Source organism: Chitinophaga sp. 01L420, from assembly GCF_056399985.1.
In genome coordinates, this window is record NZ_JBFTSK010000020.1 from 86,612 (window position 1) to 99,093 (window position 12,482).

Below are 12,482 nucleotides of genomic sequence, written 5' to 3' on the forward strand. Positions count from 1 at the left end.
AATTTTTGTCAGGATGCTTGATCTGGATACCAAAGTGCATGATGAAAGTCGCCAGGGAGAAGCCTTTTCTCCGGCAACGACTGGCACCCAAACATATACTAAAAAATTCTACATTGAAAGCTATGGTTGTGCAATGAATTTCAACGATAGCGAAATTGTTGCTTCCATACTTGGAGCAGAAGGATATGGCCCTACCCGCAACGCGGAAGAAGCCAGCCTGATCCTGCTGAATACCTGTTCTATCCGCGAAAAAGCAGAACAAACCGTACGTAAACGTTTAACCGAATTCAAAAAAATAAAACAGCAAACACCAGGTATGCTGGTAGGCGTTTTAGGTTGCATGGCCGAACGTATTAAAGGCAAATTGCTGGAAGAAGAAAAACTGGTGGACCTGGTAGTAGGCCCCGATGCCTATCGCAGTCTCCCTGCCCTGATCGCAGAAGCAGAATCAGGTCAGAAATCAGTGAATGTTTTATTAAGCCGGGAAGAAACGTATGGTGATATCAGTCCGGTAAGACTGGATAACAACGGCGTCACCTCTTTTGTATCCATCATGCGGGGTTGCAATAATATGTGTACTTTCTGCGTGGTGCCTTTTACGCGCGGCCGGGAGCGCAGCCGTGACGCTTATTCCATCGTAAAGGAAGCAACAGAACTGTTTGAAAACGGCTACCGCGAAGTAACCCTGCTGGGCCAAAACGTAGACTCCTACTACTGGAACAGCGATGATGGCTCCGAAACGGTGACCTTCGCCATGTTGCTGGAAAGAGTAGCACTGATCAATCCTTTACTGAGAGTGCGTTTCAGCACCTCACATCCTAAAGACATCACAGATGAAGTACTTTTCACCATGCTGAAGTACGATAACATCTGTAACTATATTCACCTGCCGGTGCAAAGCGGCAGCTCACGTATCCTGCAACTCATGAACCGCACGTATACCCGTGAATGGTACATGAAAAAAGTAACGCGTATACGTGAACTGATTCCTGACTGTGGCCTTTCTACCGATATTATTACCGGTTTCTGTACAGAAACCGAAGAAGATCACCAGGATACCCTTAGTCTCATGAAGTTTGCACACTATGACCTGGCCTATATGTACTTCTATTCTGAACGCCCCGGCACCCTCGCAGAACGCCGCTACCAGGATGATATCCCRGAAGACGTAAAGAAAAGGAGACTGGCAGAAGTAGTGGAATTATACCGTGGCCATTCGCAGGCCACCATGGAAAAAGAAGTAGGAAAAACCTTCCGTGTACTGGCAGAAGGCACTTCCAAACGTTCCGATGAACAGCTTTTTGGCCGTAATGATCAGAATAAGGTAATCGTCTTTCCAAAAGAAAACTTTAAAAAGGGTGATTATGTTATGGTGAAGGTGGAAAGCTGCACATCCGGTACTTTGATAGGAAAAGCCGTACAATAGCAGCCCGCTGATAACGGGGCTATATTTTTAACCATCAAACATATGAATAACCGCTTATGGACATTCAGGCTATAAAAAACAGGTTTGGCATTATTGGTAGTAGTCCTGCTCTCAACTACGCATTGCAGGTGGCTGTTCAGGTAGCCAATACAGATCTCACGGTATTAATTAACGGAGAGAGCGGCGTTGGTAAAGAGGTTTTTTCACAGATCATCCACGCCCTCAGCGCACGTAAACATAATCCTTTCATAGCCGTAAACTGCGGCGCCATTCCGGAAGGAACGATCGACTCTGAGCTTTTCGGCCATGAGAAAGGATCCTTTACCGGCGCAGTAGACAGCCGCAAAGGCTACTTCGAAACCGTTAACGGCGGCACCATCTTCCTGGACGAAATTGGCGAAATGCCAATGGGCACCCAGGCCCGCCTGCTGCGCGTACTGGAAACCGGCGAGTATATCCGCGTAGGTTCTTCCAAAGTTCAAAAAACAGATGTACGCGTAGTAGCCGCTACCAACAGGGATTTACTGGAACGTACCCAGCAGGGCAAGTTCCGCGAAGATCTTTACTATCGTCTCAACACCGTGCCTATCCGCGTACCCGCACTACGCGATCGTAAAGAAGATATCCCGTTGTTGTTCAGGAAATTCTCGGTAGACTTCTCAGAAAAATATAAAACCCCCTCTATACAACTGGATGAAGAAGCACGCAATATACTCGTGAACTATCCATGGAGAGGTAATATCCGTGAGCTGAAAAATATTGCGGAACAAATTTCTGTATTATCGTCCGATAAGCTGGTTACCGCCAATGACCTGAAACGCTTCCTGCCGGAGCAACCGGAAATAAACCGCTTGCCTATGCTGGCAGCACCGCAGCAAAACGCCGATTTCAACAGCGAAAGGGATATTCTGTACAAACTTTTTTTCGACATGAAAAAAGATGTGACGGAAGTAAAGAAAATGTTTTTCGATATTCTCCAGAATCCCAATATGCCACATGCCGCAGAGTACCCGGTAGATAATCATGTATTGCACAGCTACCCTTCTGCCGCAGAAATGAGCACTCCTCCCAGCAGCAGTCTTGGTAATGCACAACCTATTATCTTAGCAGATAATAAAATTGATCATCACGAAGAAGTAGAAGAAACCCTGTCTATTGCCGACAAAGAGAAAGAACTCATTGTGAAAGCGCTGAAAAAACATAAAGGCAAACGCAAGGATGCCGCTCTGGATCTGGGCATTTCTGAAAGAACGCTTTACCGCAAACTCAAAGAATATAACATTGCCGAATAAACGAATTTTAATATCCGCACAACAATGATCACCAACATTAAAGCATTTATATCAATAGCCATACTGACAGTATTAAGCGGTTGCAGTGTAAAATACTCTACTACCGGCGCCAGTATAGACCTGGAGGCAAAAACCGTGAATGTGCGCTTCATTGAGAACAGGGCTCCCATTAACAACCCTACCTTAAGCCAGAAGCTGACACAGAAACTGCGTGATAAAATCACCTCTCAAACCTCTTTGACCCAGGTGAATGACAATGAACCGAGAGCAGACTACGAGTTTAAATCTACTATCACCGGTTACTCCTTCTCCAATGCGGCTGTAACGAATGTTGACCAGGCAGCTACCTCCCGTTTGAACGTCACCGTAAATGTTACTTTCATCAAGCGGGTAGGCGATAAAAAAGGATTTACCCAATCATTTTCCCGCTCTGCAGAGTTCCCGGCCACCCAGTTGCCCAGCACCGTAGAAAATGGTTTGCTCGAAAACAATATTATTCCGGGTATCACAGATGATATCTTTAACAGGGCATTTGCCAACTGGTAATGTGTAAGTCGTTTTTTTTATTACATTAGCAACCTATGACGGCAAACAGGATTATAGCGCATGTGTTTCTACAACCCTCTCTTCATTTGGTAAATGAAGCGGCGATAGAACAATTGGTGGCGGATCACCCATATTTTTCTGCTGCCCGCCTGCTGCTGGCCAGAAAGGTATACCAAAAAACCGGCGACCTGCAAAGTTCCGCCGTTAAAAAGGCGCTGCTTTATACCAACCAGCACCACTACGCTTATCAGGTGATTTCAGAAGAACAATTATTACAGGAAGTGGAAAATCGTGTTGCATCGGTTATTCCGGAAGATACACTACCCGGCGAAACCGCGGAATCACTTTCTGCGGAGAGTCAGGGATTCGAACCCCGGGAGTTGATTGYAGCACAACCAGATATAAGCGGGTCAATAGTGGATGAAATAGCAGTGGAAGAAACATTGCCTGTACTGGAAGACCGGCTCCGGGATGCTATTCCGGAGGATCAACTGCCAGTGGAAGCAACAATTGCTACGCCACCCGTTATTGATGAGGAAGTAGCCACCATAGCAGCTGCGGCTGTACACCCCATCACAGAAAATCATTTTGCGGTTGTTTCGGAAGATGTACCTGAAGTGGAAGCTGCTTCAACTGCGGAAGTAACAACAGATCTGCCGGAAGCAGCCACCATAGCTGATACTGAGGTAACAATCCCACCAGCATTGCCTGGCAGTGTTGTTATGGAAAAAGAAATGCCTTTTGCTATAGCAGATTTTGAACCGGCCGGTATCGAACCTACCATTTCACCAGACATGCCGGCACCACCTGTCATCGCTGCTGCAGCCGAAAATAGCCCTGCAACCGCCAATGAAGAAGTGGAAGCTGCAATGGGGCCGATTAAAATATTCCCCTTGTCGGAAAGAGTGGAAGAAACAGAACTGATCTTTCAGCCCCTATATACAGATGATTACTTTGCCTATAAAAGGCTGAAAAATCCGGAAGAAGCAGATGACCTGAATGAACAGGGCGCTGCTGAAATGAAAAGCTTCACTTCCTGGCTGCGGCAAATGAAAGACAATTTTGTCGGGAAAACCAGCAAAGACTGGTATCACCAGCAATTGCACCGCATTTATGAAGAAGAAGACGAACCGGAAGTTTCTGAAACAGTAGAGAARATGGCCATGGACTCTATTGTGTTTAACAATGATATCGTATCTGAAACACTGGCGGAGATCTGGGTTCGTCAGCACCAATATACCAACGCGATTAAGATATATCAAAAATTAAGTTTGCTTAATCCCGACAAAAACGCTTATTTTGCGCAAAAGATATTAGAATTAAAGTCACTAACAGACAAAAAATAAATAGTAATTTCTATGTTGATAATTTTTGGTATCCTGATCATATTAGCCTGTGTGTTGTTGGGCTTCTTCGTGCTGATCCAGAACCCTAAAGGTGGCGGACTTTCCGGCGCTCTTGGTGGTGTTGGAAATCAGGTGATTGGGGTGCGTCAGACAACTGACGTGTTGGAAAAAGGTACCTGGATCCTGGCGATACTGATCGCTGCATTATGCCTCACTGCTCCTTTCTTCATTGGAAAAGGCGGTAAAGCAACTCAAACCCTGGCTCCTAGTGCGGTTGAAAGAGCAGGTGCTGGTGCACCGGTACAAGCTCCTCCTGCTCAGCAGTTACCAGGCACTACCCCGGCTCCTGCTCCAGCGACTCCCGGCAAATAAGCATCTTATCGGAATAATAATATTTGAAACCTCGCCGTTAAAAGCGAGGTTTTTTTTCATGGCGACTGGCGCAGTATATTGAAAAACCTGACTTTATCACCGCTTTCGCTTAATTGTAACGTCCAATACTATCTATGGCTAAAAAAAGCAAACCATCCAGCACAAAAGCTGTCTGGATAAGACGGACACTGGTAATTGCCGGCTGTTTGGTTGCCGGTGCGCTGGTATATACCTCTTACCGCGTATTTGGTCCGAATACCAAAGCTTTTGGCGACAATAAATATTTTTACATACGCACCAACAGCACTTACGACAACGTGCTCGATGGCCTGGAAGAACAAGGCATCATACGCAACCGCAGCAGTTTTAACTGGGTGGCGCAGAAGCTGGACTATCCTGCCCGCGTAAAAGCTGGTCGCTATAAGATCAGCAGAGGAATGAGCAACTTTGACATTACCCGGCTGTTGCGCTCCGGTAAACAAGCCCCCGTAGTACTGGTCATCAATAAATTACGCACCAAAGATGATTTCGTCCGGAAAGTGAGTAACAACCTGGAAGCAGATTCCGGCGTACTCCGCTCCCTGATGCACGATGCAGTGTATCTCCGTCAGTTTGGCCTGGATACTAACACCGTGATGTGTGTGGTAGTACCCAATACCTACGAATTCTATTGGAATACTGGTGCAGAAGCGGTATTCAAAAAGCTGGAAAAAGAAAGAGAAGAATTCTGGACACCGGAAAGAAAAGAAAAGGCAGATAAACTGAATTTATCAGAAAACCAGGTCACCATCCTGGCTTCTATTGTGGAGGAAGAAAGTAATAAAAATGACGAAAAGCCGCTGATTGCCAGTGTATACCTGAACCGCTTCCGTAAAGGCATGCGCCTGCAGGCAGATCCTACCGTGAAGTTTGCATTACAGGATTTCGGTCTGAAACGGATACGGGAGAATCATACCCTGTTCGATTCTCCGTATAACACTTACCGTTATGAAGGTTTCCCTCCCGGACCTATCTGTACCCCATCAGAGAAAACGTTGAACGCCGTTTTAAATACACCGGAAACAGATTATCTTTATTTCTGTGCCAGATCCGACTTCTCCGGATACCATGCTTTTGCAGCCACCTATGCAGAGCACCTGGTAAATGCCAGAAAATACCAGGCAGAACTGAATAAACGAGGATTCTAATAGATAGTTACTTAATTATTTAGTTATTTTGATGTTTGGTTTTCACTGCACATCAGAATAACTAAATAAGCATTTTAAAGCATTACATTGGCCTTCAGACCCGAAAACATCATCTTCCGTTCACGCCCTTACCGCCGTTTGGTGGACAGGACTAAAACCCTGATCCTGCCTGGATTTGAAGGGCTGCCTTTGTATGATGTACTAAAACATTTCGGACAGGAAACCAAGAACAGGGGCCTGGGAGACCGTGCCAGGGCCATTTCCTTCAACTTCCTGCTGGCCATTCCGCCTTTTTTCATCTTCCTGTTTACCCTGGTACCCTACGTGCCGGTAAAAAACATAGAACCTACCCTCTATGACCTGGCGGAAGACCTCACACCTAACTATAACACCTACATGATTGTGAGGGGAATGATCCATGACTTCCTCTATACCCATCGTAATGGATTACTCTCCATCGCCTTCCTGATGGGGTTTTTCTATTCCTCCAACGGTGTTATGGGCATATTGCGCTCCTTCAGTAAAATTCAGGGAGTAGGCTTCCGCAAAAGAAAATGGTGGCAAAACCGGCTGATTGCCCTGCAATTAACTGCGATACTGGTCATTCTGCTGCTGATTACGGTAGCACTGATCGTTGCACAGGGTGCTACCCTTTCGTGGATATTCAAGCTGATTGGCATCAAAAGCACCCTGCTGAAGAATGTGATCGACATAGGCCGCTGGGTGGTGATCATTATGCTTTTTTACTCTGTAAACGGATTCTTATATCGCATCGGCGCGGCTACCACCCGCAGATGGAAATTCATTACCGCCGGCGCCACTGTAGCCACGGTTTGTATGATACTGGTCACTGTTGGCTTCTCCTGGTTTGTCAATAACTTCGGTAATTATAATAAGATCTATGGTTCTATCGGTACCATCCTCGTACTCATGCTCTGGATCTTCCTGAACTCCCTCATCCTCCTGATTGGATTTGAACTCAATGCCAGTATCAGAACGATCAGCGATGCAAGACAAGAAGAGAAAAAACAACAATTAGCTGCTAATCAGGCATAAATAACTCCCGACGCCACCATACTTGGCAAATATTTTTATTTTATAATTTTTTATTATATTTTACTTGATTATTTGCTCGTAAAAAAGCAAAAATATACTGTCGCATTTTACTATATTTAGTCAGGACCTGAAAACCATTCACTATGATGAAGGCCACCTTTTATTTATCCTGTTTTACCATCTTACTTTCCTCATTTCAACCAAACAGGGAAACACCGCTGGAACCTGGCGCATTGCTCCCAAAATCAGATGTTAGTCTGACGGATATCTCCGGTAAAAAAATCACGCTGGCAGGCGCCAAAGGCAATAATGGACTACTGGTAATTTTTGGTAGCAACATATGCCCTTATATGCAGCGCAACGAAGCACGGCTACAGAACATTTGTCAACATGCCCGCAAAAACAATATCGGCGTAGTGATAGTCAATTCCAATGAAGCCGAACGCGGGGACAGGGAATCCTATACCGCGATGCAACAATACGGCGCCAGACAGAACTTTGCCTGGTATTATGTAGTTGATATAAATGCGGTGCTGGCCAATGCTTTCGATGCCAATCACATACCGGAATGTTTCCTGTTTGATAAAAACAGCCGGCTGGCTTATAAAGGAGGAATTGATGACAGTCCGGGAAACCCGGCAACAGTGAAAGTGCCACTGCTTCAAAATGCCATTAACGAATTGCTGGCGGGTAAATCAGTGACCGTTAATACAGCCAGTAGCCTGGGATGTACCATCAAAAGAAATCTGTAATCCATTTATATGATATTTTAAGCAGGTAGTAGGTTTCGGTGAAATGAATACCTCAACAAACTACCTGCTTAAAAAAACGTATCCCTATTGTCCTACAAGAAATACAGCGTTGCTAAACAACAGCTTCCCATTTTCCCAGAAACTTCTGAACAACGGATTATCAGCCATTAACACCACCTGACCACTACCAATATCTTTTACACCAAACAGCAATCCATCTTTTAACTGCCGCCGGGTATCTGCTCCCACAAAACCACTCAGATAGCTGTCTTTCTTTAACACTCCCACATTCCAGCCACCATTTTCTATAAATTCATATAAATGTGAATCCAGTTTCAGCGTATAATAATATTCAGAATAGCCAAAAGCCAGTGGATGTGTGGTATCCATCTGCACCTTGTAAATAGCACCGGGAATGAATTGTTTAATACTCTCCCGCTCCCTGTTGGCATAAGGCTTCAGCGCCTCATAGGTACGCGCCGCTGCTGCTTTATCTTTCGCTTCTTTATCTTTATCCTTTTCTTCTTCTTTTTTCAGCTTAATGCCCCAGTCAGCACCTGCCACCTGTGCAGCTGCACTTTCCAGTGCAATCAACTTACCACCGTTGCTGATCCAGTCTTTCAAATGATCCGCAGCAGCCTTGTCCGCAAATACTTTGTAATCCCCATCCGTTAATATCAGCACATCTGTTTGTCCCCAATCAATGTCACTAAAATTTCGTTCATTCACTACCGTTATAGGGAAATCCAGTTGCTGTTCAAAGAAATGCCATACTTCTCCCATACCCAGGGAAGATATGCCATCACCTGCCAGCAGCGTAACGTTAGGCTTTTTGATAAACCTGATTTTGTCGGAACCGAAGTCGGTTCCTTTATCCACAAACCCACTGCCCACCGCATCCAGCGTAATTTTAAAACGATTGGCCTGCGTGGTAATGTACTGATCAAACTGATCACCTTTGCTGGTATTACCTGAGCGCGTAATGATCAGCGTACCGGCAGAAAAGTCTTTGCCCCCCACGCTGAACGGCGTTTCTGTAAAACGTACTTTGATATCATTTTGCAGTAATGCAGATAAAAATTTCACGTCCCGTAAACTATTCCATTGTGCCAGGTAAGCATATGGCTTTTGCGCAGACAACGGCGTATTATTTCGCGCCGCTGCTGCTCCGGCAGCAGGCGTAAGTGGCTGCTTTACGGCATAAGAAGTTAACCCGTACGCATAAGGTAATGCCCATGCAGTAATATCGTAAGTAACAGAATCTGTTAAGTGAGATACCGGCTCAAACAATACCCGCAGCATATTTGAATGAGGCTGATAGGCACTGATGACCAGGTCTTCTTTATCAATCGTAAACGTTTCCGTTTTACCGGTGAAATAATTAAATCCACTGGCACTGCCGGTATTAGCGCCAAAGCCAAAAGCGATGTTGTTTTTACGTAATAGTTCTGCCAGCGTATTCAGCTTTTCTGTATTACCACCTGCCTTTACTACATAAGACTTATATCCACCTTGTGGTGTTTTTTGAGCGGCTACAAAATAGTTGCTGTATTCGCTGATAATTTTTGTGGCATTTTGTGACGCCACCTCTATGGTAGATAAACCGGTGGTGAAGTGATGCGCAATACGATCGGACAGCGTAAGGGTATCTCCGTCTCTTTTCAGCACGGCGACTCCTGCCCTGCCACTACCACCTTGTTCGAAGGTCATACCCAGTGAGCCATTGTACATCGGATAAGTATCTCCGTAACTGGGATAGAAAAGATCGAAACGTTCTTTTGTAAAATACAACCAGCCCTGCTGGTCAAAATATTTTGCATTATTTTTTCCGATCATGACCTGCAGTTGCCGCTGCCAGGGCGTAATGGCATCGTGAAAAGGTTCGGCTGCCGGCGCAAAATAATAGGGGGCTTCTATTTCCTGTTCATGAAAATCCACATGCAGTTGCGGCATCCACTCATTATATTTCGTTACCCGCTGTTGTGATTCCTTCTGCGTTTGCCATGCCCAGTCGCGGTTCAGATCAAAATAATAGTGATTGGATCTTCCTCCGGGCCAGGGTTCGTTATGCTCCCTGGAATAACGACTCACATTTGGTTTTACGCTGCGGGTGTTGTTATAAAAGTTCACATATCTTTCACGGCCGTCAGGGTTCAGGCAGGGATCAATGATCACTACCGTATTTTTCAGCCACTGCTGCGTTTGCGCATTACCGTTATTCACCAGTTCATACAGCGTTTTCATCGCCGCTTCTGTGGATACCGCCTCATTACCATGCACATTATAACTCAGCCACACAATCACCGGCTGGTTATTACCTGCATTATCACGGGCATTAGACATATCCAGACTATGCTGACGGATATTATCCAGTTGAGAAAAGTTTTCAGGAGAAGCCACAATAGCCATTATAAGGGGCCTGCCCTCATAGGTTACGCCGTACTGTTCCAGCTTCACATTTTTAGCCGTTGCGGCTACCTGTTTAAAATAATCCACCACTTTGTAATGTGGGGTAAACTGCGTCCCCAGGGGATAACCAAGGAACTGATCAGGAGTTGGCACCTGGGCGGAAGCAAAAAGAAAGCCCAGCATAACAAAAGCCAGTAATACATATCTGCGCATAGAAAGCCTGCAATTAGACCCTGTAAGTTAGGAATTGTTTTCCGCTTATTGCAGTACGCTGTTATCTGTTAAAATATTTCCCTTATAACTGCGTTCTAATGGGGTCCCTGAATTATTTAATTTCCTGGATTTACGTGCATGTCTTAATTTAGACCCAAACACGATACCCATGCGTTACCTGATCCTGCTAGGGATGACGGTATGTACCTTGCATACTGCCTGTGCCCAACAAAAGATAGATGATTTACATCCTTACGATTATACCATAGAGAAAGATATCAGGGTATTACATGGTGCAGTAGTATCTGCCCATCCACTCGCCAGCAGAGTGGGTGCGATCATATTGCAGCAAGGTGGTAATGCCATAGATGCGGCTATTGCTACCCAACTGGCGTTGGCAGTAGTATATCCCGGCGCTGGCAATCTTGGTGGCGGCGGTTTCCTGGTAGGACACCTGAAAAACGGTCATAATATCGCCATCGACTACCGGGAAACAGCCCCGGCAAAGGCGCATCGCGATATGTATCTCGATTCACTCGGCAACCCGATTACCCAGTTAAGCCTGGATGGGCAACTGGCAGCGGGCATCCCCGGCACCGTAGCCGGATTGTTTGCCTCTATGAAATACGCTAAACTACCATTTACCAAACTGATTGATCCCGCAATCCGCCTTGCGGAGAAAGGGTTTGTGATTACCGCTTCGGAGGCCAACGGCATGAATGCTGCAAGAGCAGATTTTGAAAGACTGAATACCACCAAAACCGCATTCGTCAGAGACCAACCCTGGAAAGCCGGCGATACACTGGTACAAAAAGAACTGGCACATACGCTCACGCTTATACGAAATAAAGGAGCCGCAGGGTTTTACCAGGGCGAAACCGCTGCTAACATCGTAGCGGAAATGAAACGGGGCAATGGTATCATTACACTGCAGGACCTGAAGAACTACAAAGCGAAAGAACGCACTGCCGTGGCTTTTAACTATAAAGGCTATACGATTGTAACCATGCCCCTGCCTTCCAGCGGCGGTATTTGTTTACAGCAGCTCATGGGAATGGTAGAAAACTATCCGCTGTCGCAGTGGGGCTTCCTGTCCCCGCAATCCGTACAACTGATGGTAGAAGCGGAAAGAAGGGCTTATGCCGACAGAGCGCAGTTCCTCGGCGACCCGGATTTCGTAAAAGTACCCTACGCGAAATTAACCGACAAGAAATACCTGGCTGCCCGCATACGGGACTTCACCCCTGGCAAGGCCGGTTCCAGCGATAAAACCAAAGCAGGCGTTTTTCCGGAAAGCGAGGAAACCACTCACCTGAGCATCATTGATGAGGAGGGCAATGCCATTGCAGTCACCACCACCCTCAATGGCCACTTCGGCAGCAGAACAGTAGTAGGCAAATCCGGCTTCATCCTCAATAACGAAATGGACGACTTCAGTGTAAAACCCGGTGTTCCAAATATGTACGGACTGTTAGGCACAGAAGCCAACTCCATTGCACCCGCCAAACGTATGCTGAGTTCTATGACACCTACGTTGGTATTGCAACAAAACCAGGTGCTGTATTCATTGGGAACACCCGGCGGCGCTACCATCATCACCTCCGTGTTCCAAACATTAATGAATACACTGGAGTTTGGCCTCTCCCCCTCAGATGCCATCAACAAACCTAAATTTCACCACCAATGGCTGCCGGATGAAATTACCGTGGAACCCAGCTTCCCGGATAGCACCATTCTGGCCCTGCAGGGAATGGGGTATAAAGTGGTGAAACGTAGCCCCATTGGCCGTACAGAAATTATTAAAAGAGCACCTGAAAGCCGCTTCCTGGAAGCTTCCGGCGACAAACGCGGCGACGACAGTGCAGCAGGATACTAGTTCATTT

The 12,482-nt window shown here is 46.0% G+C and carries 10 protein-coding genes; 9 read left to right on the plus strand and 1 reads right to left on the minus strand.

Annotated features, from left to right (window positions below; genetic code table 11):
- The first annotated feature begins 13 nt into the window (after positions 1-13).
- The 8 genes from miaB (at position 14) to AC1DP6_RS19800 (ending at position 7,977) form a co-directional block, all read left to right on the plus strand.
- Positions 14-1,426 (plus strand): tRNA (N6-isopentenyl adenosine(37)-C2)-methylthiotransferase MiaB, encoded by a 1,413-nt coding sequence (gene miaB / locus AC1DP6_RS19765; protein ID WP_477056373.1) that lies wholly within the window; start codon positions 14-16, stop codon positions 1,424-1,426.
- 56 nt (positions 1,427-1,482) lie between these two features.
- A complete protein-coding gene (locus AC1DP6_RS19770) occupies positions 1,483-2,718 on the plus strand; it encodes a sigma-54 interaction domain-containing protein (RefSeq protein WP_441574424.1) in 1,236 nt (411 codons plus the stop codon).
- A gap of 24 nt (positions 2,719-2,742) precedes the next feature.
- A complete protein-coding gene (gene lptE / locus AC1DP6_RS19775; protein ID WP_477056374.1) occupies positions 2,743-3,264 on the plus strand; it encodes an LPS assembly lipoprotein LptE in 522 nt (173 codons plus the stop codon).
- Between the two features lie 35 nt (positions 3,265-3,299).
- On the plus strand, positions 3,300-4,610 hold the full coding sequence (locus AC1DP6_RS19780) for a hypothetical protein (RefSeq protein ID WP_477056375.1): 1,311 nt from the start codon (positions 3,300-3,302) through the stop codon (positions 4,608-4,610).
- A 12-nt stretch (positions 4,611-4,622) separates the two neighbouring features.
- Complete coding sequence (gene secG / locus AC1DP6_RS19785; RefSeq protein ID WP_477056376.1) at positions 4,623-4,982, plus strand: preprotein translocase subunit SecG; 360 nt, start codon at positions 4,623-4,625, stop codon at positions 4,980-4,982.
- A 134-nt stretch (positions 4,983-5,116) separates the two neighbouring features.
- On the plus strand, positions 5,117-6,169 hold the full coding sequence (gene mltG / locus AC1DP6_RS19790) for an endolytic transglycosylase MltG (protein WP_477056377.1): 1,053 nt from the start codon (positions 5,117-5,119) through the stop codon (positions 6,167-6,169).
- 87 nt (positions 6,170-6,256) lie between these two features.
- Positions 6,257-7,225 (plus strand): YihY/virulence factor BrkB family protein, encoded by a 969-nt coding sequence (locus tag AC1DP6_RS19795; RefSeq protein ID WP_441574429.1) that lies wholly within the window; start codon positions 6,257-6,259, stop codon positions 7,223-7,225.
- A 143-nt stretch (positions 7,226-7,368) separates the two neighbouring features.
- On the plus strand, positions 7,369-7,977 hold the full coding sequence (locus AC1DP6_RS19800; protein ID WP_477056378.1) for a redoxin domain-containing protein: 609 nt from the start codon (positions 7,369-7,371) through the stop codon (positions 7,975-7,977).
- An 84-nt stretch (positions 7,978-8,061) separates the two neighbouring features.
- Here AC1DP6_RS19800 and AC1DP6_RS19805 read toward each other — a convergent pair whose 3' ends face one another.
- Positions 8,062-10,599 (minus strand): M14 family metallopeptidase, encoded by a 2,538-nt coding sequence (locus AC1DP6_RS19805; RefSeq protein ID WP_477056379.1) that lies wholly within the window; start codon positions 10,597-10,599, stop codon positions 8,062-8,064.
- Positions 10,600-10,768: 169 nt separating this feature from the next.
- On the opposite strand from AC1DP6_RS19805, the gene ggt reads away from it, so the two are divergent.
- Positions 10,769-12,475 (plus strand): gamma-glutamyltransferase, encoded by a 1,707-nt coding sequence (gene ggt / locus AC1DP6_RS19810; protein WP_477056380.1) that lies wholly within the window; start codon positions 10,769-10,771, stop codon positions 12,473-12,475.
- Positions 12,476-12,482: the final 7 nt, after the last annotated feature.

Coding starts and splice junctions, on each gene's coding strand:
- AC1DP6_RS19770 (WP_441574424.1), top strand. CDS start 1,483: ATGGACATTCAGGCTATAAAAAACAGGTTTGGCATTATTGGTAGTAGT.
- lptE (WP_477056374.1), top strand. CDS start 2,743: ATGATCACCAACATTAAAGCATTTATATCAATAGCCATACTGACAGTA.
- secG (WP_477056376.1), top strand. CDS start 4,623: ATGTTGATAATTTTTGGTATCCTGATCATATTAGCCTGTGTGTTGTTG.
- mltG (WP_477056377.1), top strand. CDS start 5,117: ATGGCTAAAAAAAGCAAACCATCCAGCACAAAAGCTGTCTGGATAAGA.
- AC1DP6_RS19800 (WP_477056378.1), top strand. CDS start 7,369: ATGATGAAGGCCACCTTTTATTTATCCTGTTTTACCATCTTACTTTCC.
- AC1DP6_RS19805 (WP_477056379.1), bottom strand. CDS start 10,599: ATGCGCAGATATGTATTACTGGCTTTTGTTATGCTGGGCTTTCTTTTT.
- ggt (WP_477056380.1), top strand. CDS start 10,769: ATGCGTTACCTGATCCTGCTAGGGATGACGGTATGTACCTTGCATACT.